16 protein-coding genes are annotated in these 23,500 nt (G+C 72.6%); 5 read left to right on the top strand and 11 right to left on the bottom strand.

The window, feature by feature from the left end; genetic code table 11:
- Positions 1-22: 22 nt before the first annotated feature.
- The gene (locus ACIOEW_RS34645) at positions 23-1,417 is read right to left on the bottom strand and encodes an aldehyde dehydrogenase family protein (protein ID WP_401968893.1); all 1,395 of its coding nucleotides are present in this window, start codon (positions 1,415-1,417) and stop codon (positions 23-25) included.
- A gap of 387 nt (positions 1,418-1,804) precedes the next feature.
- Between ACIOEW_RS34645 and ACIOEW_RS34640 the strand changes: the two genes are divergently transcribed.
- The gene (locus tag ACIOEW_RS34640; protein WP_401968891.1) at positions 1,805-5,155 is read left to right on the top strand and encodes an ATP-binding protein; all 3,351 of its coding nucleotides are present in this window, start codon (positions 1,805-1,807) and stop codon (positions 5,153-5,155) included.
- 190 nt (positions 5,156-5,345) lie between these two features.
- On the opposite strand, the gene ACIOEW_RS34635 is transcribed toward ACIOEW_RS34640, so the two are convergent.
- From ACIOEW_RS34635 to ACIOEW_RS34615, 5 genes are all read right to left on the bottom strand, one after another.
- Positions 5,346-6,704, bottom strand: coding sequence for an ABC transporter ATP-binding protein (locus ACIOEW_RS34635; protein WP_362548632.1), 1,359 nt, complete (start codon positions 6,702-6,704; stop codon positions 5,346-5,348).
- 133 nt (positions 6,705-6,837) lie between these two features.
- Positions 6,838-8,109, bottom strand: a complete 1,272-nt coding sequence (locus tag ACIOEW_RS34630; protein WP_362548634.1) for an MFS transporter — start codon at positions 8,107-8,109, stop codon at positions 6,838-6,840.
- Between the two features lie 3 nt (positions 8,110-8,112).
- Positions 8,113-9,534 (bottom strand): CitMHS family transporter, encoded by a 1,422-nt coding sequence (locus ACIOEW_RS34625; protein ID WP_401968888.1) that lies wholly within the window; start codon positions 9,532-9,534, stop codon positions 8,113-8,115.
- A gap of 120 nt (positions 9,535-9,654) precedes the next feature.
- Positions 9,655-11,907, bottom strand: coding sequence for a molybdopterin-dependent oxidoreductase (locus ACIOEW_RS34620; protein ID WP_401968886.1), 2,253 nt, complete (start codon positions 11,905-11,907; stop codon positions 9,655-9,657).
- 280 nt (positions 11,908-12,187) lie between these two features.
- Entirely contained in the window at positions 12,188-12,319 is a 132-nt protein-coding gene (locus ACIOEW_RS34615; protein ID WP_401968885.1) for a hypothetical protein, read from the bottom strand.
- Between the two features lie 5 nt (positions 12,320-12,324).
- Between ACIOEW_RS34615 and ACIOEW_RS34610 the strand changes: the two genes are divergently transcribed.
- The gene (locus ACIOEW_RS34610) at positions 12,325-13,191 is read left to right on the top strand and encodes a GNAT family N-acetyltransferase (RefSeq protein ID WP_401968882.1); all 867 of its coding nucleotides are present in this window, start codon (positions 12,325-12,327) and stop codon (positions 13,189-13,191) included.
- Positions 13,192-13,218: 27 nt separating this feature from the next.
- Here ACIOEW_RS34610 and ACIOEW_RS34605 read toward each other — a convergent pair whose 3' ends face one another.
- The 5 genes from ACIOEW_RS34605 to ACIOEW_RS34585 all read right to left on the bottom strand — a co-directional run bounded on the left by ACIOEW_RS34605 (position 13,219) and on the right by ACIOEW_RS34585 (position 19,761).
- Positions 13,219-14,490, bottom strand: a complete 1,272-nt coding sequence (locus tag ACIOEW_RS34605) for a tetratricopeptide repeat protein (RefSeq protein WP_401968881.1) — start codon at positions 14,488-14,490, stop codon at positions 13,219-13,221.
- Positions 14,491-14,679: 189 nt separating this feature from the next.
- Complete coding sequence (locus tag ACIOEW_RS34600; protein ID WP_362548650.1) at positions 14,680-15,300, bottom strand: TetR/AcrR family transcriptional regulator; 621 nt, start codon at positions 15,298-15,300, stop codon at positions 14,680-14,682.
- Positions 15,301-15,386: 86 nt separating this feature from the next.
- Entirely contained in the window at positions 15,387-16,697 is a 1,311-nt protein-coding gene (locus tag ACIOEW_RS34595; protein WP_401968878.1) for a hypothetical protein, read from the bottom strand.
- The gene (locus ACIOEW_RS34590) at positions 16,694-17,548 is read right to left on the bottom strand and encodes a hypothetical protein (protein ID WP_401969001.1); all 855 of its coding nucleotides are present in this window, start codon (positions 17,546-17,548) and stop codon (positions 16,694-16,696) included. Before ACIOEW_RS34590 ends, ACIOEW_RS34595 begins: the two co-directional genes overlap by 4 nt.
- 80 nt (positions 17,549-17,628) lie before the next feature.
- Complete coding sequence (locus ACIOEW_RS34585) at positions 17,629-19,761, bottom strand: right-handed parallel beta-helix repeat-containing protein (RefSeq protein ID WP_401968877.1); 2,133 nt, start codon at positions 19,759-19,761, stop codon at positions 17,629-17,631.
- Positions 19,762-19,901: 140 nt separating this feature from the next.
- On the opposite strand from ACIOEW_RS34585, the gene hmgA reads away from it, so the two are divergent.
- The 3 genes from hmgA to ACIOEW_RS34570 all read left to right on the top strand — a co-directional run bounded on the left by hmgA (position 19,902) and on the right by ACIOEW_RS34570 (position 23,400).
- Positions 19,902-21,230 carry a homogentisate 1,2-dioxygenase gene (hmgA, locus tag ACIOEW_RS34580; protein ID WP_401968876.1) on the top strand — a complete coding sequence of 443 codons (1,329 nt, stop codon included), beginning with the start codon at positions 19,902-19,904 and terminating at the stop codon, positions 21,228-21,230.
- Between the two features lie 54 nt (positions 21,231-21,284).
- A complete protein-coding gene (locus ACIOEW_RS34575) occupies positions 21,285-22,085 on the top strand; it encodes a GntR family transcriptional regulator (protein ID WP_401968875.1) in 801 nt (266 codons plus the stop codon).
- 97 nt (positions 22,086-22,182) lie between these two features.
- On the top strand, positions 22,183-23,400 hold the full coding sequence (locus tag ACIOEW_RS34570; RefSeq protein ID WP_401968873.1) for a type ISP restriction/modification enzyme: 1,218 nt from the start codon (positions 22,183-22,185) through the stop codon (positions 23,398-23,400).
- Positions 23,401-23,500 lie beyond the last annotated feature (100 nt).

The raw sequence follows: 23,500 nt of genomic DNA, 5'->3' as shown, positions 1-23,500 counted from the left end.
CTCAGCGGACTCGAAGGGCGGTTCAGAACTGCAGGGACTTGGTCTGGAGGTACTCGGAGAGGCCGTGCTCACCGAGTTCGCGCCCGACGCCGGACTGCTTGTAACCGCCGAAGGGCGCGAGCGGGTTGAAGCGGCCGCCGTTGATGTCGACCTGCCCGGTGTCCATCCGGCGGGCGAAGGCGACGGCCTCCTCGTCGTCGGCGGCCCAGACGGCGCCTGCCAGCCCGTACACCGTGCCGTTGGCGATGCGCAGCGCGTCCGCCTCGTCCTCGTACTTCAGGATCGAGACGACCGGGCCGAAGATCTCCTCCTGGGCGATGGTCATCTCCGGAGTGACGTCGGCGAACACCGTGGGGCTGACGTAGTAGCCGGTGGCGAGCGGCGCCTCCGGGCCCCCGGCCACGATGCGGGCGCCCTCCTCGACGCCCTTCTCGATGTAGCCGCGCACCCGGGCCTGCTGCTTGGCGTTGACGAGCGGCCCGACCCGCTCACCGGGTACGTACTTGGCGACGGCCGCGGCGGCGAGGGCGACTGCCTCCTCGTACCGCTCGGCGTCCACCAGCATCCGGGTCCAGGCGCTGCACGTCTGGCCGGAGTTGGACATGACGTTGGCGATGCCGACGTTGACCGCCTTGGCCAGATCGGCCGAGGGCAGGATGACGTTGGCGGACTTGCCGCCGAGCTCCAGCGCGACGCGCTTGACGGCGCCGCCCGCCGTGGCGCCGATCTGCCTGCCGACCGCGGTGGAGCCGGTGAAGGAGACGAGGTCGACGCCCTCGTGCTCGGCGAGCGCCTGTCCGGCGACCGGGCCGAGGCCGGTGACCAGGTTGAAGACACCGGCTGGCAGCCCTGCCTCCTCAGTGGCCTCGGCGAAGAGCTGCGCGGTGAGCGGGGTGTCCTCGGCGGGCTTGAGGACGACCGTGCAGCCGGCGGCGAGTGCGGGGGCGACCTTGGCGACGATCTGGTGCAGCGGGTAGTTCCACGGGGTGATCGCGCCGACCACGCCGACGGGCTCGAGGAACACGGTGGAGTTGCCGTGCCGCTCCTCGAAGGCGTACGACGCGGCGAGTTCGGCGTACGAACCGGCGACCAGGACCGGCACGCCCGCGTGCACGGCCTGCGACATAGGCAGCGGCGAGCCCAGTTCGGCGGTGACCGTCCCGGCGATCTCGTCCTTGCGGGCGGCCAGCACATCGCGCAGGGCGCCGATCCGGGCGGCCCGTTCGGCGGGCGGGGTCGCGGCCCAGCCCGGGAAGGCGGCGCGGGCGGCACGTACCGCGGCGTCGACGTCCTCGGCGGTGCCCGCCGGGACGTGAGCGATGACCTGCTCGTCCGCCGGATTCACCACCGCGATGGTGTCCGTTCCGGCGGCGGGCCGCCACGCGCCGCCGATGTACATACCGTCATGGGCCTTCATGGCTGTTCCTCCCGGACGCGGTGACGGACGAGGTCGTCCGCGCCCCAAACTAGCGCTGTTAGTTTTCAGGCGCCAGAGACGCCCGTCACGCCTGCCCCCGAGATGCCCCCGGAGTTCACCGGGGGCCCGGCACTACACCGGTAACGGCCTCCCCCCAACGTTCCGGATCAACCCGCCCCCCGTCCACACTCCCTTGTGGCGGACCGGGGGCGGGACCTCTCGTACCAGCCGCGGAGGAGCACCCCCTGACTGCCTCCCCCACCTGCGCGGCAGGCGGCCGGAGTGCGGTCAGCACTCGCTCCTGACCACCCGCCCCCACAAGCCACCCGGACATCCCTTCGAGGGGCCTGCTGCATGTCCGAATCCGCGCGTTACAGTGACGCCCTGATGGGCACAGACGCGACGAACCACAGCACACACACCGCCCCACCGCTACTGCGTCTGCACCTTTTCGGCGGGTTCCGGGTGACTCGCGACGGCGGCCCGCCGCTTGCCGAGCGGTGGCCCCGGCCGAGCGCCCGGTCCCTGGTCAAACTGCTCGCCGTCTCCCCCGGTCACAGCCTCCACCGGGAACAGGCGACGGAGATCTGCTGGCCGGACGCCGATCCTCAGGCGGCGATCGGCAGCCTCCGGGTCGCGCTGCACGCGGCCCGCCGCGCCATCGAGCCCGAACTCGCCCCCCGTTCCTCCTCGTCCTACCTCACCGGCGAGGGCACCCTGCTGCGGCTCGATCCGCAGACCGTCGTGATCGACGCGGACGAGGCGGAGGCCCTGGCCGAACGCGCGCTGGCCGGTGGTGGCACCGCGCCGCTCGCCGCGGCACTCGCAGCGTTCACCGGGGAGCTGCTGCCGGAGGACCGCTACGCCACCTGGGCCGATGCCCGGCGCACACAGATGGCCGCTCTGCACGACCGGGTGCGGCTGGCTCTGGCCGAGGCCCATCTCGCGGACGACGAGAACGAACCGGCGACCGAGGTGGCGCTGCGCGCCCTGGCCGCCGCCCCGGCGGAGGAGCGGGCCCACCGGGTCGTCATCGAGGCGTACCTGCGCCAGGGGCTGCGCCGGCAGGCGGTGCGCCAGTACCACCTGTGCCGGGAGGCGCTCGACGCCGAACTCGGCGTACAGCCGGGACCGGCGACCCAACGGCTGCACCTGCTCGCGCTGGACGCCACCACGAACGTGCTGCCCGCCTCCGCGTCCCCGGTCCTGCCCGCCGCGATCCGCACCCCGGCGGGTCCCCCGCTGCGCGGCCGGGACAAGGCCTTGCGGGCCCTGCTCTCCGACGAGGGCCCGCCGGTGCGGCTGATCGGCGGCGAGGCCGGGGTGGGCAAGACCCGGCTGACGACCGAAGCGGCACGGGCGGCCGCCGCGGCGGGCACGACGGTCCTGTGGGGCGCGGGCCACGACGCGGAGGGCCACACGCCGTACGGCGTCTTCGTGGAGGCACTGGACGCGTGGCTGGCCGACCGGCCTCCGGTGGAGCGGGCCCGGATCGGCGGCGAGTATCCCGAACTCGCCGCGCTCCTGCCGTCACTGGGGCAGATCGGGGCCGGCCGGGAACGCAGCCCCGAAGAGGAGCGCGACCGGTTCTTCCGGGCCACGGCCGGGCTGCTGGGCGATCTCGCGGCAGGCGCGCCGGTCCTGCTGGTCCTGGACGACCTGCATGCGGCGGACACCGGTTCGTACCAGCTGCTGAGCCATCTGGCCCGGCGCGCAGCGACCACCGGTACGGGATGGCGCTTCGTGGTCACCTACCGCGCGGAGGAGTTCGACGCGGACGACCCGCGCCGCACCGCTCTGGAGACCCTGGTGCGCGGGCAGCTCGCCGAGCCGGTCGAGCTGGGGCGGCTGGACCGGGACCAGTGCCTGGCGGTCGCCCGGGACGCGGGAGCCGTGACCGGTCTGGACCGGGTGTGGGAACTTTCCCTGGGCAACCCGCTCTTCGCCCTGGAGCTGGCCCGTACGGTCCGCGAGGGCACGGACCCGGGCGCCCCGGGCACCCCGGAGGGCGTGCGCCAGCTGGTGGCTGCGCGGCTGGCCCGGCTGGGTCCGGCGGCCCGGCGGGTGGTCGAAGCGATCTCCGTGACCGGCGGCGGCGCGGCCCTCACGGAAATCCTCGACGTGGCCGGGCAGGGTCTGTACCCGCCGCTTTCGCCGGCCGAGGCGACCGACGCCGTGGACGCGGCGGTGACGGCCTCGGTCGTGAGCGAGCGTCCGGTGATGGTGGGCGGCAGATCCCTGCCCGGCCTCGCCTTCCGTCATCCACTGGTACGGCTGACCTGCTACGACGGCCTGTCCACGGCCAGGCGCCGCCAACTGCACTCGGCCTACGCGGAGGCGGTGCTGCGCCACCGCCCCGACGCGGTCGACACCCTGGCCACCCAGCTGACCCGGGCCGACGACCCCCGGGCGACGGGCTATCTGCGCCAGGCCGCCGAACGCGCTGCGGCGCTCTGCGCCAACGACACGGCGGACCGCTACTACGCCGAGCTGACGGCCCGGCTGGACGCGTCTGCCGCCGACGCGGCCCGGGCCCGGATCGACCGGGGGGCCGTGCTGCGCCGGATGGCCCGCTACCGGGACGCGGCCACCGTGCTGCGCGAGGCGCTGGAGGACATGGTGCGCCGGGGTGACGAGGACGGGCAGGTGCTGGCGGCGGCCCGGCTGAGCGAGATCCTCATGAAGTACCGCGGGACCGAGGAGGGCGAGGAGCTGCTGCGTACCCACCGGCCCGGCCCCCGCACCCCGGCACTGTCCGTGGCGACGCACCATCTGGCCGCGGGAGGCCTGCGGTTCGTGACCGGCCGGTACGACGAGGCACACGCCTCGGCCCGCATCGCGCAGGACGCGGCGGACACGGTCTCCGGCGGCGAGCGCAGAGGGCTGCTCGCCCGGGCGCTGGGGATGCAGGCGACCTCGCTGGCCCTGGCCGGCCGGTTCGACCTGGCCCGGCCCGCGGCGGAGGCGGCCCTGCCGCACGCGGAGGCGTACGGGGACCAGGAGCTCCTGGTGACCACGCTCTCGGTGCTTCGGGAGCACGCCCGCAGGTCCGGCCGGCTCGGCGAGGCCGTCGCCATCGGGCAGCGGGCACTGAAGCTCGCCGAGCACACCGGCGATCCGACGGCGGTCGCCTTCGAACGCGCGAATCTCGCCGAACTCCATCTGCTGTTGCGGGAGTTCGCCGAGGCACAGGAACACGCACAGGCCGCCGCGCAGGAGGGCGATTCACACCGGAGCTGGTGCACCCCTTACGCACTCGCGGCGCTGGCCCGCGTCCGGATCCGGACCGGCGAGGCGGGCGCGGGAGAGCTGCTGGACCGGGCCGGAGAGGCGGCCGAGGCGCAGGCGGACCGGCAGGCGCTGCACGAGGTACGGGCGGCACAGGCCGAACTCCTGGTCCGCGAGGGCGCTCCGGCCGGGGCCCTGGCCCTGCTGGCCGAGGACAGCGGCCCCGGCACCGCCCATCTGGTGGCGTGGGCGGAGCTGTACGCGGGCAGCCCGGAGGCGGCGGTCCGGCGCGCCGCCAAGGAGACGGCACGCGCGGAACAGGTCGGCGAGCGGCTCGCGGAGACCGAGGCGCGTACGGTGCTCGGGGCCGCGCTCGCGGCGTGCGGCCGGCCGGACGCGGCCCGCGAGGAGCTCGACCGGGCGGCAGACCTCGCGGCCGAACTCCCCTATCCGGCGGGGGCGTTCCGTGTGGAGCGGGCCCGCGAGGCAGCGGGCCCGTCAGTCGGCTGAGTCGCCTCCACCGGACGGACCAGGCCCGGACGGACCAGGCCGCCACGACCAGGCCCTCACGGGCCGGGCCCTGCACCTCCGGCCCGCACGGACCCTGCACTTCCAGGACCGACGGGCCCTACACCTCCAGGTCCGACGGTCCCCGCACCTCCAGGACCAACAGTCCCCGCACCTCCAGGACCGACGGGCCCTACACCTCCAGGCCCGGCACGTCCTTCGGCAGCGGGCAGATCCGGCGTCCCTGGTGGTCGAAGACGTACAGGTGCGCCAGGTCGACCAGGAGCGGAACCTGGCCCCCGGTGCGCAGCCGCATGTCGGGACCGGTGCGGACGACGAGGTCGCTGGACGTGACCGCGGGGCGGTCCGGGCTGTGCACACCGGGCGGGAGCGAATCGAACCCCGGTTCGTCGAGGACCGCGACGGATGCGCCGGCCTGTCCGGTGGCCCGCTCCTTCAGCCGTTCCAGGACGCCGACCCCGCCCCCGGCTCCGCGGCGCCTGCGCTGGGTGCCGCGGTCCGGGCGGGCTGATTCCAGGTCCGGCACCACGGCGGGCTGCGACCCGGTGTTGAGGTGGACCAGCGCCTCGTGTCCCTGGTACTCGACGTGCTCGACGATGCCGCTGAGGGCGACCTCGCCGGGGCGGGCCTGGCTGGGCGGGGCGATCCGGACCGCCTCTGAGCGCAGCCCGACGATGATGCGCCTGCCCTGCTGGATGCGGAGCAACTGGTGGTCGGGGCTGAGCGGTTCGGGCAGCGGGAGGCGCTGGCGGCCGAGGTCGATCGACATCCGCCCTTCCAGGGGCGCGTGCACGACGGCCTGGAGCAGGTTGATCCGCGGGGTGCCGATGAACGCGGCCACGAACACGTTCTCCGGCAATGAGTACACCTCGCGCGGCGGGCTGACCTGCTGGAGCACTCCCCCGCGCATCACGGCGACCCGGTGGCCCAGCGACATCGCCTCGGCCTGGTCGTGCGTCACGTAGACCGTGGTGACGTCGAGCTCCCGGGTCAGCTGGGATATCTCGGCCCGCAGGTGGTTGCGGAGCTTCGCGTCGAGGTTGGAGAGCGGCTCGTCCATCAGGAAGGCCGAGGGCTGGCGCGAAATCGCCCGGCCCATCGCGACCCGCTGGCGCTCACCGCCGGAGAGCTGGCCGGGGAACCGGTCCAGGACGCTCTCGATGCCGAGCATCCTGGCCGTGTTCTCGATGCGCGCATTGTGGTCCTGGCGCGGGTTCTCCAGCTTCAGCGGGAAGCCGATGTTGGCCCGGTTGGTCATGGTCGGGTAGAGCGCGAAGTTCTGGAAGACCATGGCCATGCCGCGTTCGCGGGGTGTCAGGTGATTGGCAGGTTCACCGTCGAGCAGGATCTCGCCCTCGGTGACGTCCTCCAGGCCGGCGATCATGCGGAGCACGGTCGACTTGCCGCACCCCGAAGGGCCCAGCAGGACGAGGAACTCGCCCGGGTCGATGGAGAGCGAGAGGCGGTCCACGGCACGCGCGGAGCGTCCGTAGGCCTTGCTTACGTTGTTCAGAGTGATGGCGCGAGTCATGTGGTTCCGCCCGGGAGGATGAAGGTGGAGCGGTGGGGAGCGGCAGCAGTGGCCTGAAATTAACCCACTGCGCAGGGTGAGGGAATGACTCGCACAAAGGTTGCACCGTACGGGGAGTGCGGAAATGGAAGTGTCAGGTGGGATTCCGGTTGAGACCGGCCCGCGCCGGGCCGGTCTCGGGAACGGCCGGATCCGGTTCCGGGAGCCGGCCCCGGGGTGGTACACGGCCGTCCTTGCCGCGCGCACCGAGGCCGGCCGCCGCGATCAGCAGCGCGCCGAGCATGACGAAGGGCGCGGCCGTGCCCGCCGCTCCGGCGAGGAGTCCTGCGGCAGCGGGGGCCGCCACCTGCCCCAGCCGGTTGCCGGTCAGCCGCAGGGCGAGCGCGGTGGAGCGTGCGGCCGCCGGGGCCGCCTGAACGACGGTGGTCATCGACAGGGGCTGGCCGACTCCGAGGCAGAAGCCGAGGACTGCAAGCATCAGGGCGAGCCCCCAGACGGGGACGGGGAGCGCGATGCCGGCGCAGAGCACCCCGGCCAGCAGACAGGTGGAGGCGAGCAGGGCCGCCCGGCCCAGCACGCGCAGCATCGGGGTCATCACCAGCCTGCAGGCGATGGTGGCGGCGGCGCGCAGGCTCAGCAACAGGCCGACCGTGGCGGGGGCGATGCCGCGGTGCTCCCCGACGACCGGCAGATACGCGGTGAGGATGTCGGTCGTGGAGAGCACGGCGAGACTGATGAAGATCCCGGCAGGGACTCCGCGGGCGCGCAGGATGCTGCCGACGGGCACCTTGGCGGCCGGATCCCGGCGGCGGGGAGCCGGGGCGGTCCGGTGCTCGATGCGCCAGAGCGAGGTGAAGGAGACGGCGGCGACGGCCGCCGAGACCATCAGCGCGAGGGCGCTGGTGCGGCCCATCGCGCCGTCGCGCTCCGAGATCAGATAACCGGCGGCGATCGGGCCGATGAGCTGGCCGAGGGAGGCGCCGATGGTGAAGTGGCCGAAGTTGCGGTCCTGTTCGGCAGGGGCGGACTGGCGGGCGACGATCGACTGGGCGCCGATCACGAAGCAGAGGTGGCCGAGCCCCATGACCCCGCTCCAGGCCGCCATCGCGGCCGGCGAGTCCGCCCGGCCGCTGAGGGCGCAGCCCCCGGCGATCAGGACGACGCCCAGAGGCAGCAGCGGTGCGCACCGGCCGTGGTCCGTCCGGCGCCCCAGGGGTACGGCGGCGAAGAGCGGGAGGAGCGCGTACACCCCGGTGATGACGCCGATCGCCCGCTCGTCCGCACCGAGCGCCAGGGCCCGGTAGGAGACGGCGGGCCGCGCCATCGACACCGCCCCCTGCGCGAAGGCGAAGGCGATGACGAGGCGCAGCAGCCAGCTCCGGCCGGGCCCGGTGGTGTCGGTCATGGATCAGATGATCCCGAACAGGAGTCCGGCCCCGAGCACGACCAGGGAGGTGAGCGCGGCCCACTTGACGGTGAAGCGGGTGTGGTCGCCGAATTCGACCTTGGCCATGCCGACCAGGACGTAGACGGCGGGCACCAGCGGGGACGACATGTGCAGGGGCTGGCCGACCAGGGAGGCGCGGGCGATCTCCAGAGGGGAGACCCCGTGCGCGGCACCGGCCTCGGCGAGCACGGGCACGACGCCGAAGTAGAAGCCGTCGTTGGACATGAAGTACGTGAGCGGGATGCTGAGCACGCCGGTCACGAGGGCCATGTGCGGGCCCATGCCGTCCGGGATGGCGCCGACCAGCCAGTCGGCCATGTGGTCGACCATGCCGGTGCCGGTCAGCACGCCGGTGAAGACAGCGGCGGCGAAGACCATGCCGGAGACGTTGAGGACGTTGTCGGCGTGGGCGGCGATCCGGGCCCGCTGGTCGGGCATGTGGGGGTAGTTGACCGTGAGGGCGAGGGCCGCGCCGAGGAGGAAGAGCACCGGGATCGGCATCAGTTCCATGATCATCGCGGTGAGCAGGGCGATGGTGAGGCCCGCGTTGAACCAGTAGAGCTTCGGCCGCAGGGTGGCGCGGTGGGGGTCGAGGCCCTTGAAGCCCTCGTCGGCCGCGTCCTCCGCCGCCTCGTCGTCGGGTGCCGCGCCGCCCGTACCGGCGGAGCCGGTGCCCTTGCGCAGGCGGTCGCTGCCGCCGCCCGCAGCGACGAGAACGGTCTCGGATTCCGTGACGGTGCCGGTCGTCAGGGCCTCGTCGAGGGTGAGGGTGCCGAGCCGCTTGCGCTCGCGCCGGCCAAGGACCACGGCCAGCAGGATCACCGCGAGCAGTCCGACGCCGAGCGCCGGGATCATGGGGACGAAGATGTCGCCGGCGTCCAGCTTCAGCGCGGTGGCGGCGCGGGCCGTGGGGCCGCCCCAGGGAAGGGTGTTCATGACACCGTTCGCCGTGGCGGCGACCCCGGTCATCACGACGAGGCTCATCTTCAGGCGCTTGTAGAGCGGATACATCGCCGAGACGGTGATCATGAAAGTGGTGGAGCCGTCACCGTCCAGCGAGACGATCGCGGCGAGCACCGCCGTCCCGACGACGATGCGCATCGGGTCGGCCTTGCAGAAGCGCAGGATGCCCCGGACGATCGGATCGAAGAGCCCGACGTCGATCATCACGCCGAAGTAGACGATCGCGAACATCAGCATGGCGGCGGTCGGCGCCAGATTGCCGACGCCCTCGATGACGTAGTCGCCGAGTTTCGCACCCTTCCCCACGGCTACGCAGAACAGCGCGGGGATCAGGACGAGCGCCGCGATCGGCGACATCTTCTTCATCATGATCAGGACCAGGAAGGTCGCGATCATGGCAAAGCCGAGGACTGTCAGCATATGGATACCTATCGTTCACCCTTGAACTCCCGCCGGAGCCGGCGGTGCGGATGACGTTAGGGCGCGCCATATGGCGTTAACAAGACGTTGACATGCGAGCAATACGAGCAAAACCCCAGGTCAACGCGAGGGTGTCACGGTGACGGGGATTCCGTTGAGCACGGCGGTGCCGGAGAGCGGATCGAGGCGGCTGCCGTCGAGGAGCTGGTTGACGTTGACGCCGGGCTGCTCGGAGGCGACGGACATCCTGGTGCCGGGGCGGTTGTGCCCCCAGCCGTGCGGAAGGCTCACCACGCCGGTCCGTACGCCGTCGGTGACCTCGACCGGGACCGTCAGCTCGCCGCCGTCCGCGGTGACCGTGGCCGATGCGCCGTCGGCCAGTCCGATGCGTGCGGCGTCCTCGGGGTGTATCTGGAGGGTGCAGACGTTCGACCCGCCGCGGAGCGCCGCGACGTTGTGCAGCCAGCTGTTGTTGGAGCGCAGGTGGCGGCGGCCGATGAGGACGAGGGCGTCGGGGTCGCCTCGGCCGTCGAGGGCGCGGCGCAGCCTGGGCAGATCGGCGGCGATCGGGGCGGGGAACAGCTCGATGCGTCCGCTGGGCGTGGTGAGGACCTCCGGGACGCGGGGAGCGAGGGGGCCGAGGTCGATGCCGTGCGGGTGGGCGAGCAGCCGCTCCAGGCTCAGACCGTCGGGGTCGGCGCCGAAGCCTTCGCCGTACGGGCCGAGGCGGAGCATCAGGTCGAGGCGTCGCTCCGCCCCGGTGCGGCCGGTGAGCGCGGCGGAGACGTCGGCGGGGGTACGGCCGTGCACGGGCGAGAGCGGGTCGGCGACCGCCTTGCCGAGGGCGCGGTCGATGACCATGGTGTCCACGGCGTCCGGTTCCGCTCCGTGCATCCCGGAGACGGCGAGGACGAGCCGGGCGAGGATCTCGGCCTCGTCCATCCGGTCGGCGTCCAGGGGCACGGCGGGGCGGGTGTAGCGGACCTGGTTGCGTACGGCCAGGGTGTTGAACGCGAAGTCGAAGTGGGCGCTCTGCGAGGGCGGCGGCGGGGGCAGCACCACGTCCGCGTGGCGGGAGGTCTCGTTGAGATAGGGGTCGACGCTCACCATGAAGTCGAGCCCGTCGGCAAGTGCGACGTCGAGCCGGTCGCCGTCGGGGGCGGAGAGCACGGGGTTCGCGGCCAGGACGATCAGGGCGCGGATCCGCCCCTCGCCCGGCGTCCCGATCTCCTCGGCCAGTGCGGAGAGGGGCAGTTCACCCTTGGCCTCGGGGTGGCCGGAGACGCGGCTCGCCCAGCGGCCGAGGGCGAACCCCTTGCCGGGGGCGGCGGGGCGCGGGGCGCGGGCGGTCGCGGAGAGCGGGAAGAGGGCGCCGCCGGGGCGGTCGAGGTTGCCGGTGAGGACGTTGAGGACGTCGACGAGCCAGCTGGCGAGGGTGCCGTGTTCGACGGTGCAGCTGCCGATACGGCCGTACACGGCGGCGGTGGGGGCGGCCGCGAGCTCCCGGGCGAGGGTGCGGATGGTCGCGGCGTCCACGTCACAGGCCGCAGCGACGGCCTCCGGCGTGAAGTCACGTACGGCGTCGGCGACTTCGTCGATCCCTTCGACATGGTCCGCGAGCACGCCGGGGTCGGTGAGCTTCTCCTCGAAGAGGACGTGCGCCATCGCGGCGAGCAGGAGGGCGTCGGTGCCGGGCCGGATGGCAACGTGCCGGTCGGCGAGGCGTGCGGTGCGGGTGCGGCGCGGGTCGACGACGGTGAGGCTGCCGCCGCGGCGGCGCAGCGCCTTGAGCTTGCCGGGGAAGTCGGGGGCGGTGCACAGGCTGCCGTTGGATTCGAGAGGGTTGGCGCCCAGCATCAGCACGTGGTCGGTGCGGTCGAGGTCCGGCACCGGGATGGTGTTCGGGTCGCCGAAGAGCAGCCCGCTGGAGACGTGCTTGGGCATCTGGTCCAGGGTGCTCGCGGTGAACAGCGCCCGGGTCCGCAGGGCCGCGAGCAGTGCGGGCGGGTAGAGCGCGCCGGCCATGGTGTGCACATTGGGGTTGCCGAGGACGACGCCGACGGCCTGCGGTCCGTGTTCCTGCGCGATGGCCGGCAGGGCGCGGGCGATCGCGTCGAACGCCTCGCCCCAGCTCGCCTCCGTCAGCACGCCGTCCTTGCGGACGAGAGGGGTGCGCAGCCGGTCGGGGTCCTCGTCGAGTCCGCCGATCGACGCACCCTTGGGGCAGATGAACCCTTTGCTGAACACGTCCTCCCGGTCACCGCGGGCGCCGGTGACCCTGGTCCCCTCGATGGTGAGAGTGAGCCCGCAGGTGGCTTCACAGAGGGGGCAGATACGCAGGGCGGTACGGGAGCTGCTGGGGTCGTGCGACATGGGCCCTCCCGGGGCGGCGGCTACGGTGGCGCGGACACGGCCATGCACGGTCAAGCACGGACGAGCATACCGACCGGTACGCATGGTGGGGAGGTGTGAGGGCGAGAAGGTTGCCCCCCGCGGACTGCCGAGGGGGTATCCGTACGGAAAGCAGCGGCATGCCTCAGGGGACGGATCCCGGTACGTCCTCCCGGTACGTACTCTCGGCAGGTCCTCCCGGTGCGTCCTCCAGGCACGTCCTCCAGGCACAGGACGCTTCACCGCCTCAGGCGCCTGGTGCTCAGCCCGGGCTCCTGGCAATGACCACCGGACGCGGCCCGCCGTACTCCTCCGAGGGAATCCGGAGTTCGGCGACCGGGTGCAGGCCGGCCCGCTCGATCAGGTTTCCCGAGTCGAGGACATCCGGGATCATGAAGCATGCTCCCGGACGACTGGCACCTCACTCAGGACATCGACGACTTCCTCGCCCGAGCCGGGGACTTCCTGCGCTCGCGCCCAGCCATGCACAACACACCGCTGACGGACATCGAGAAGCTGCGGATCCGCGGGGCGGCCGAGCCCGGCGCCGAAGCCCCCGTCTTCGGCCGGCTGGAGTCGGGAGGCGAAATCCGTGCGGTCTTCCATCTCGCTCCGCGCGGCCGCCTGGGCCTCACCCCTCTCCCTGCCGAGCGGGCCGACGCCCTCGCCGCTCACCTGGCCGGCCTCGGCCACTCGCCCTCCACCGTCATCGCCGACCACGACACCGCCGGCGCCTTCGCCGACTCGTGGCACCGGCACACGAACGCAGCGCCGGTACTTTTCTGGCGGACGCATCTCTACCGCCTCGGCACACTCACCCCGGCGCAGCCGCACCCGGAGGGGCGGGGCCGTACCACGGGTGGACAGGACCATGACCAAGTCGTGCGCTGGTGCCGTGAGTTCTGTGCCGACGTCGGGGAACAGCCCTCCATCGACCTCATCGACGCCGGCTCCTGGGGCGACTCGCGGTTCGGCGACAGGCACTTCACGTTCTGGGAGACCCCGGACGGCACCCCCGTCTCCATGGCGGCCGCGACCTCGGTCATCGGCGGCATGGTCCGGGTGGACCCCGTCTACACCCCGGCCCGCCTCCGCGGCCGCGGCTACGCGGGCGCCGTGACGGTCGAGGCGAGCAGGGCCGCGCTGACCGCGGGCGCGACGGACGTCGTCCTGTTCACGGACCCGGACAACCCCACGAGCAACGCCCTCTACCAGCGCATCGGGTACGTCCACCTCGCCGACTTCGCCGGGTACAAGTTCAGCTGAGGCGCACCACAGGCCGGCCGGTGACGCTCAGTCCTGCCCGCCCGTCGTCGCCCTCGTCGTCGGCGTCCGGGTGCTTTCGGCGACGACGTGGAGGTCGCGGGCCTCACGGAGAGCCTCGCCTGCTGCCGAATGCGCGCCGGCGACCAGGTGCCCCATCGCCTGGTCGGTCAGAGACCGGATCAGGCGTCGAGGGCCGTTGTTCGGACGAGCGGCGGCAATCAGGCGTTCGAGAGCGACGCTTTCGGCCAGAGCAGGGATGACGTTCTCGTTGAACAGCCGCGGAGCGCAGTCGAAGGCGACCGATTGGCGGATGTTGCGGCGGCGCACAAGGGTCCCGAGACCGGCCAGCCGTGCGGGATCGAGCGCAGACCGGTCTCCTGTCGCGAAAATCGCGTCATCGATGGCCTCGCGCCCGGCACGGTAGGCCTCCCGGACGCTGAACGCCCACCAGTGAAAGGCCACGCCGGCCACTGGTCGGAGAGCCCGGGGATCCGGGCTGACGCCGATCGGGATCGCCCCGTCGCCGCCGCTCCGCTCGTCCCGGGCACCGGACCTGGCGAACAACGCGGCCTGGACTCCCTGATGGAATCCGAAGTTCACGCAGTCGCCCTCCGGAGGAAGCAGGTCGCAGGCGGCGATGGCCTCGTCCAGGAGTTCTCCGGCTTCCCGCGGATGCCCGGTGTCGGCAAACCGGAGCGAGACCCCCGCGAGCCAGATCACCAGTCCGGGCGGACAGCTTGGTTCTGCTTCGGCCATGCGGCGCTCGAGGTGAAGCGCCTCGCGTTCGATCTCCAGGCTCGCGTCGGTCCGTCCGGCCAGATCAAGGTAGATCGCCAGATCCAGGAGCGACCACGCGAGACCGGTAGGTGACAAGTGGTCTCCAGGGCCCGTTGCCGCACGGTAGATGTCGACCACCTCGCGTTGAACGGTCACGGCCCGGTCGAACCGGCCGGCCTCGGCAAGGCCGTGGGCGAACGCGCCGAGGATCTTGATCTCCTTCCTCCCGTCCTCGCGGTGACGGTTCAACCGCCGTGCGAGCACCGCGGCCTCGCCCTTCGCGGCCAAGGAGCGATCATCGGCGTGCGCGAGCGAGTACTGCAGACCGAGCGAGTAGATCGCCTGCGCCGCAGCTCCGAGGTGTTCATCGGATCCGTCGGCGAGAAGGCTCCGGAAGACGGCCGCGGCCTCCTCGAAATACGGGATGCGCGCGGACGGCCTCTCGCGATCGATCCGCCATCCGAACCCCAGCAGGCGCCGGGCCAGTACCGGCAGTCCGGTGCTCGGTTGCTCCTGGGCCAACGCCCGTGCCTCGGCTATGGACTCCTCGGTGACCGTCTCACGCCTCATCGAAGCCCTCCTTCGTCATCGTGCAACTGGTGATCGGGGAAGCGCATCGGTACCGGGGGCCGGGTTGCCCCGAGGGCGTTCTCGTCGCGGAACAGGGGGCCGCCTCTGAGGTCCGGCCCCCCGGTGCCGGTCAGGCCGGTCTCAGTCCAGCACTCGCGCGAGGTAGGCCTGAAGCAGTACCCGGGTCTCGGCGACGATGGCCCGGTCGCCGGACGGGTCGGTACGGAAGGCGAGTTGGAGCAGGGCGTCGGCCGCCTCCACGCAGACCAGTATGGAGCGAAGGAGATCCTCGTCGGGGTCGCGCTCCAGATGACCGGCGAGCAGTTCAGCGAGCCGCCCCGCGACGCGCTGGTTGGCGTCGTCGGCCGGGTCGTCGTCGGGCCCGGGGGCACCGAAGTCGACAAGGGAGAAGCCCGGGACGGAGCTCTTCATCGCCAGGTACTCGTCGAGCACCGCGTCGATGGCGCGGCGCCAGTCGGCGACCGGGATGGCGGTCAGCCGGGTGGTGATCCGCTCGGCGTAGCTGTCCAGGTTGCGACGGGCGAGGGCGTCGGCCAGCGCCCGCTTGTTGGAGAAGAACCGGTAGACGGAGCCGATGGGCACCCCGGCACGCACGGCCACGGCCCGGGTGGAGAGCTGCTCGTAGCCGGTCTCGTCGAGGAGTTCGGCACAGGCGTCGAGTATCCGGGCGAGGCGCTCGGCGCTGCGCTGCTGCACGGGGGCGCGGCGGAGGTTCGTGTTCGCATGGGGCACGGGTTCCATGATGCCGTGGGCCTCCTCGGCCGGGGGCGGGGGTCCGTCCTCTGTCCCGGACACCGACGGGGCGGAGGACCGCCCCGCCCGCGGGCTCAGGCGATGAGCAGCGCCAGTCCGCCGATCGTGTACGCGACCATCAGGACCAGGAGCGGAAGCTGACCGACGACGGCACGTCCGGACGGGAAGAGCCGGACGGAGCGGTCGTGTGCGGCGACGACGCCGAGGACATGGCCGAGAACGATCGCGACGACCTGGAGGGTGGCGATGCCGCCCGGCCCCAGGAACGGTTCGGGCGGCGCGGGATTGTCAGTGCCGAGTGCCACCATGACGGTACGTGGGCCTTCGGTGACGAAGAGTGTGAAGTAGTGGGCGACGAGATAGCCGAGGGCGATCGGGACGAGGGAGTGCGCGAAGGCGGTGAGGGGGTGCGGCAGTCGGCCGGAGAGAAGCCGGGTGGCACCGGCACAGAGGGCGTAGAGGGTGACGACGAGGGCGACGGCTCCGAGGAGTCCGAGAGTGGCGGTGGTGGTACGGCCCAGCGCCGAGGTCTGGACGGTGGTGATCCAGGAGGGCCCGTCGGAGAAACCGTCGTAGGCCGTGGAGCCGAGCATCACGCAGACGGTGGCGACAAGTCCGGGAAGCGGGGGTGTGGCGTCGAGTCCGTTGAACGGGGAGCGCAGGACGAGGCGGCGGTCGGCGGGGCGGCGGCCGAGGGGGGAGAGCCGGGCGAGGAGGCCCGAGTAGGCCTCGAAGGCGTCGGCGTGGTCGAACCAGCGGGCCCCGTACAGGGCGGCGCCCGCGAGCTGGGCGGCTGAATAGAGAGTGAGGAAGACCAGCAGGGCGGTGGGTGAGGCAGGGTCGGGGGCGACGAGTTCGAGCCAGGTGAAGGCGAGGAGCCCGGCGGCAGCGGGCCACATCCCCAGGCGTGGGGGCAGGGGGCGGCCGGCGGCCTGGTCGCGTCCGAGCGCGCGGCAGCCGAGGAGATGGACGGTGCGCAGCGGGTTGAGCAGCCGCCAGACGGGCCCGAGCAGCAGCGAGGCCGGGACGAGCCCGACCCAGAGGAGTACGTAGACGGCGCCGGGGGCGGGGTTACGGTCCGGGTCGGCCGGACCGAGGAGGAGGTGCAGCACGACCAGGAGCGCGGCGGCCAGGCCGAGCGCGCGGGCCGCGACGCGGGTGGGGCGGGCGTCGGCCGCGCGCTGGACGGCGGCGGGCAGCGGGCGGCCCGCCCGGTCGCCCCGGAACCGGGAGGACGACCAGAGCAGACCGAGGGCGAGAAAGGAGACGAAGAGCGCGGCGAAGGCTCCGGCGAACGCATAGAAGGGCGAGAGGGGCAGGTCGTGCTGGGCGCCGATGCCGTGGGCGAGGACGCTCACGGCACGGGAGTCGTCGAGGGCCGTCACCGTACGACGAGTTGGGTCAGGAGCAGGTCGGACTCGTGTGTCTCGACCTCGAAGAGCCCGGTGCGGTCGGCGGTGAAGGTGAGAGTGACGGTCCGGCCGGCGGGCAGCCGTGCCTCCTTGTCGTAGCCGTGTACGTGAAGGGTGTCGGCGCGGTCGCTGCGGACCTGGAGGCGCACGGTCCGGCCCTTCTTGACCTCGGTGCGCCCGGGGGTGGGACTGACCTTGCCGTCGCGGACGGAGATCTCCACGGTGGCGTCGGGGGTGCGTGTGGGCGTGGGTGTCGAAGTGGCGCCGCCGAGCGTGGCGGTGGCCTGGACCGGGGCTGCATCGACCGCCCAGGCGGTGTGGTCGTCCGCGTAGAGGCGGGCGGTCAGCCGGGTGCCGCCCCCGGCGGCGCGCAGGAGCGACTCGGGAAGGTGGAACCAGGTGCCGTAGACGCGGGCGAGGGGGTGGCCGTCGAGGAGGAGCCGGGCGTGGCCGCGTCCCAGGAGCGCGGCGCCGCCGACACTGTCCGGGGTGAACCGGAAGTTCCGTACCGTGAGGTGGACGTTCCAGCCGTCCTCCGAGTCCGGCCGCACGGCCAGGTCCACCTCGGGCGCGTCCTGGGCGTCGACCTGGCGCAGCCGGTGGCCGGAGCCGTCGTCCGCGGTCAGGAGCCGGCCGTTGCTGCCGGTGGCCTGCTCATGGCTGGTGCCCGGCTTGTGATGGGTGGTGGCCCGCCCTCCACAGGCATTCGCGCCGAGCAGGAGGGCGGCGGCGAGCAGCGAAAGGGCGACGCGGCGGCCGCGCCGCCGGGCCGGAGCGGCCGAGCCCCGGAGCCCGGCCGGCGCCGTCGCCGTCGCAGTCACCATCGCCGGCGCCGTCGCCTGCCCCTGCGCCTGCCCCTGCCTTCGCGCCTGCGCCTGCCCCTGCGCCTGCACCGAGTGCCGCTTCACGACGGTTCTCCGTCCGGGGCGGTGGCCGGTGACGTGGGCGAGGCCGGCGCGGTCGCGCTCTCCGGCGCCGGCGCACGTTCCGCATCGGTGTCCGGGGCCGGCTCCGCCTCCGCCGGCTCCGGCGTCGCCTTCGCCCGCTCGCCGTGACGGGCGGCGGCCACCACGGCCCACACCACCCAGACCAGGCCGAGCAGCCCCCGCACCCAGGCCGGACTGAGCGGGATCCACGGGATCATGAACACGCCCTTGTCCAGCGCGTCGAGCAGCGTCAGGCCGCCCAGCGCCACCGTGACCCAGCCCAGCCCCGGCCGCTCCCGCCGCAGCACCAGTCCGATGCCCGTCCACCAGAGCCCGGTCAGGAGCAGTGCGAGGGCGGGCACGTACGAGGAGGCGAGGCCCATGGTCGAGCCGGCCACGTCCAGACCGAGGCCGATGAGGCCGAGGACCGTGGCAGCCGTGGCGAGCCGGCTCGCCCGCAGCCTGCGCCACCACAGCACCCCGCCGACCAGCACCAGCACCACCGCGATGCCCAGGGCCGCCTGCACCTCGATGCGCTCGATGCCGCGCGCCCCGTACCAGTCGCAGCCGGCCGGCAGCCTGCGTGCCTGCACGTTGTAGTCGGCGCAGACCAGCAGCTGGGCGAGCTTGACGGGCTCGCCCACCAGCCGGTCGGTGCTGCCGGTGACGTCACCCCGGTCGGACCCGCACGCGGGCAGGGAGCGCGGCGTGGAGGCACCCGCGTCCGGCTGCCAGCAGTTGCCCGCCCCCTGACCGTCCCACCACACGTCGGCGCCGTTGGGGCGCGAGCGGCCCTGCTTGTCGGTGCCGAGGTGGTTGTTCGCGTACCGGTTGTGGTGCGAGGTGTCGGTCTGCTTGCCGAGCGCGTCCTCGCCGCGGATGAAGGCGGGTACGGCGCTGAGGAAGAACGCCGCACGCTTCTGCCCGTAGACCCAGTTGTCCTCGTAGAGGTTCCAGTTGCCGCCCGCGGTGATGATGCCGGTGCCCGGCGGCATGGAGATCTGCGGGCAGACCACCCCGTCCTCGTAACCGCGCTCGACGGGCGGCTTGGCACACGTGCCGTCGGCGACGTACGGGTAGTAGTCGGCGTTGTTGTCGTGGATCAGGTTGCGCTCGAAGCGGGCGTGGTTCTGCGGCAGGCCGGGGTGGCCCGGGAAGGCGCTGTCCATCGAGGCGCCGCCCATGTTGTGGTCGAACTCGTTGTCGTGGACGTAGACCGAGTCACCCGCGGTGCCGGAGTAGCCGACCATGTTGTGGTGGCTGCGGCAGCCGGTGATCTCGATCGAGTAGCGCGGCACCTTGTAGCCGTACGCGTCGTTGATGTCCGACGCGCTGCCCGGGTAGATGCCGGAGTCGCCGTTGCCGTACGACTCGCAGTTCTTGTACAGGCCGTGGTCGCTCGCGAAGGTCAGGAAGCCGTACTCGTCGTTCCACCGGGTCAGGACGTCGTCGATGACGAAGCCGTCCTGGGCCAGGATGTACAGCGAGTTGAACGTCGTGCGCTGGGCGGTGAAGTTCTTGAAGTAGACGCCGTCGGAGCCGTCCGCACGGACCGCGTTGAGCTTCTGGTACTTGGCGTCGATGACGACATCGGTCCGCGCGGCGCCGGTGCCCTCGATCTGGAGGTCCTTCTTGCCGAGGATCGCCACCAGGTTCTGGTTGTGTGGGCACTTCGCCTGCTGGGCGTAGCTCAGGATCTGGTAGCCGAGCTGCGAGTTGGGGGCCTTCAGCCGGGCACACTCCCCCTTCGGCGCCGGCAGTGAGGGCTCCTCCTCGTAGAGGCCGGGCAGGATCGCGATGTTCTTCCCAGGCCCGGTGACGGCGTCCACGGCTTGCTGGAGATGGCGGTACCCGGACTTCTGGCACCGGTCGAAGAGCGTGAGATTCCTGGCCCGAAGGGCGTCCGGGAATCCGGATATCCGGCGCTCGAAGTCGGCCCGGTCGCTCTTGCAGACCAGGAGATCGGGCTCGCCCGCGCGGTACACGGGGACGCTGCCGGTGCCATCGGGCAGGGTGACCGGCCGTTCCTCGTGCGCCTGGGCGGCCGGGGCCGCGAGAAGAGCGGCCGCGAGCGCCGCCAGAACCACCAGAAGTCTTCGTGTCCACGACATGAGCCGGAGAGTAGAGCATTGTTCATCTTTTGGAACCCCCCTGTGCCGCACGAATGCCGTTGACTCGCCGCGATTCGATTCCTACGGTTACCCATAGGATTCCAGGACTCCGATCCCTTCCCCTTGCACCGGGAGCACATATGAGCGGCATCGAGCAGGCGCGGACGACGGCGGAAGGGCTCGCACATTCCGCCGGATTCGGCAATCAGCACAGCTCGGAAGCGGTACCGGGGGCGCTGCCGCACGGCCGCAACTCACCGCAGCGCGCACCACTGGGGCTCTATGCCGAGCAGCTGAGCGGCTCGGCCTTCACCGAGCCGCGCGCCCACAACCGCCGCTCCTGGCTCTACCGGATCCGCCCCTCCGCGGCCCATCCGCCGTTCGTCCGGACCGGCAACGGCACTCTGCGCACCGCCCCGTTCACCGAATCCGTCCCCGACCCCAACCGGCTGCGCTGGGACCCGCTCCCGGAGCCCGAGCCCGGTACGGACTTCCTGTCCGGTCTGTGGACGGTGGGCGGCAACGGCGATGCCGCGCAGCGCACCGGCATGGCCGTCCACCTCTACGCCGCCAACACCGCGATGACCGACCGCGTGTTCAGCGACAGCGACGGGGAGCTCCTGATCGTCCCCGAGCAGGGCGGGCTGCTGCTGCGCACCGAACTGGGCCTGCTGCGTGCCGAGCCGGGCCATGTCGCCCTGATCCCGCGCGGTGTCCGCTTCCGGGTCGAACTGCTCGACGCCACCGCCCGAGGCTATGTCTGCGAGAACTACGGCCAGCCGTTCGTCCTCCCCGACCTCGGCCCGATCGGCGCCAACGGCCTGGCGAACGCCCGGGACTTCCTCGCCCCTGTCGCCGCGTACGAGGACGTGGAACACCCGGTCGAGGTGGTCAACAAGTACTGCGGGAACCTCTGGTCGGCGACGTACGACCATTCGCCGCTCGATGTGGTCGCCTGGCACGGCAACCACACCCCGTACGTCTACGACCTGCGCCGGTTCAACGTCATCGGCTCGATCAGCTACGACCACCCGGACCCGTCGATCTTCACGGTGCTGACCTCGCCCACGGACACCCCCGGCCTCGCCGGCGTCGACTTCGTGGTGTTCGCGCCGCGCTGGCTGGTGGGCGAGGACACCTTCCGGCCGCCGTACTTCCACCGCAACGTCATGAGCGAGTACATGGGCCTGATCGAGGGCGCGTACGACGCGAAGACGGCCGGCAAGGGGGGCTTCGTGCCGGGCGGCGGCTCCCTGCACAACATGATGTCGGCGCACGGCCCGGACCGGGAGACCTTCGAGCGGGCGAGCGCGGCGGAGCTGAAGCCGCAGAAGATCGACGACGGCCTGGCCTTCATGTTCGAGACCCGCTGGCCGGTCGTCGCGACCGGGCAGGCGGCGACGGCCGGCCATCTTCAGCACGGCTACGACGACGTGTGGCAGGGTCTGAGCCGCAACTTCCATCCGTAACGGCTCCCTCCGTAACGGCCCATGTGAACCGGCCACGTGCCTCAGCGACAACGAATGCAGGTGACCCAGGTGCCGCAGACGCCTCTGAAGCCCCCCGCGCCCCAGGGGGCCGCCTTCGCGCCCGACTCGCTGGTCCTGAACCGCAAGCTCCCGCTGTGGTACCAGGTCTCGCAGTCGTTGCGGGCCTCGATACTGGGCCGCACGGCGGATGCCACCCTGCGGCTGCCGACCGAGGAGCAGCTCGCCGCGCACTACGGCGTCAGCGTCCTCACCATGCGCCAGGCGCTCAAGGAGCTGGAGACGGAGGGGCTGATCAGCCGGCACCGCCGGCGTGGCACCTTCATCGAGCCGCGCGCCCGCCGGGTGTCGCCGGTGCGGCTGCTCGGTTCGATCGACGCGATCGTCGCCCAGCAGTCGGGCGAGCGGACCACGGTGCTCGACCACGGCCCGAGCCCGGTGCCGGGCGACGTCGTGGAGTACTTCCCCGACTGCGCGGAGGTCACGGGCTACCGACGGCTGCGGTGCGAGGAGGACACCGGCGAGCCGACCAACTGGGCGCAGAACTGGCTCCATCCGGAGGTCGCGGCCGGGCTCGACCCCGCCGACCTGGAACGCTGGCCGATGACCAAGGTGCTGCGCGACCGCGTCGGTGTCCCCATCGCCCGGATCACCGACACGGTCGAGGCCCGGCTCGCCGATCCGGTCACCGCCGAACTGCTCCGGGTCCCGCTGCTCAGCCCGATCCTGTACTACACGGGCGTGACGTACGACGAGAGCGGCCGGGTGGTCGATGTGGCGCAGATCCGCTACCGGGGCGACCGGTTCTCCTTCTCGGTCACGGTGGAGGCCCACTGACGGCCGCTGGTCCCGGCAGGCACCCTGCCGGGACCGGCGGCCACGCCGTTACGATGCCGGGGAAGGCGGCAGACGTGGCGACGGGGAGGACGACACGGTGGCAGCTCCGGCAGCGGCCGGCTCCGGCGAGGGCCCGCGCAGCCCGCTCCTCGACGACCTCATGCCCTGGTCCGTACGGCCGTTGCGGACCGGGCGCCCCTGGGTGACCGCCCCGGACGCGGCGTCCCTCAGAGCCCGCTGGAATCGACTGGTGCAGGCACCGGACGCCGAGCGCGAGCAGTTGTTCGGGCCCACCCGTGTGCGTACCCCGTGGACTCCGGTGGCGGCCCTGCCCGGACAGCCCGGCGGGACCGGCCGGTTCGCCCGTGAGCCGGGGCCGTGCCCGGAACCGGTACGGATCCTGCACGGGCCGTTCGACGAGCAGTGGCTGCTCCCCGACCACCGTCTGATCGACGTGGCCCGGCCCGAGCTGTGGCGGGTCGCCGACGGTCACCAGGTCTTCGTCGTCGAGCACGGCCGAGTCCCCCAGGACACGGGCCCCGCCCTCTCCGTGACCGCACTGCTCCCCGACGGCCACTCCGCCGCGGGCCGGCCCGGCCGGATCCGTCCGCTGTACCGGCGCCCCGGCGGCGCCGAACCCAATCTGACCCCCGGACTCCTCGCCCTGCTGCGCGCCCGCCACGGGGACGCGGTCACCGCCGAGTCCGTGCTGGCCTGGATCATCGCGGCGGGCCGGCGCTCGCCCGCGGGCTGCGCGGTGCCGTTGCCCGCGGACCCCGCGCGCTGGTCGGCGGGGGTGGAGCTGGGACGGGAGCTGCTGCGGCTCCAGTTGCGCGGGGCACGGGGCGGGGAGCGCCCCCGGCTGCCGGGCGGGCGCCGCCCGTATGTGCGGGCCGCCGTGCCGCCCGTCCCGTCGGAGCTGTCGTACGACGCCGAGGAGCAGGTGCTGAGCCTAGGCTCGGGCCGCATCTCGCCGGTGCCCGCGGGTGCGTGGGAGTTCCGGGTGGGCGGCGTGCGGATGCTGGAGCTCTGGTTCGAGCGCCGCGCGGCGGTGTCCGGGGCCGGCGGCCTGGAGGCGGTACGCCCCCGTGCCTGGCCGCAGGAGTGGACGTCGGAGCTGCTGGAACTGATCGCGCTGCTCGCTCTGCTGGCCGAACTGCGGCCCCGGCAGGACGAGCTGGCGGACGGCCCGGAGATCGGCGTGCACGAGCTGAGGGCGGCGGGCGTGCTGCCGGTGCCGGCCACCGCCCGGCGGCCCGCGTCCGTGCTCGACCACCAGGAGGAGGGCCCGGACGGCCAGTTCGCGCTGCTGTGACACCGCCGGACCCGAGCCTTCGCGCAGCCGTGACACCGGCGGACCCGCACCTTCGCGCTGCTGTGACACCGGCGGACCCGCACCTTCCCGCAGCTGTGAC

This window comes from Streptomyces sp. NPDC087901, assembly GCF_044742205.1.
Lineage (GTDB): Bacteria > Actinomycetota > Actinomycetes > Streptomycetales > Streptomycetaceae > Streptomyces.
Note: the sequence above shows the minus strand (reverse complement) of the source record. Positions and strands in the feature narration are given on the sequence as shown.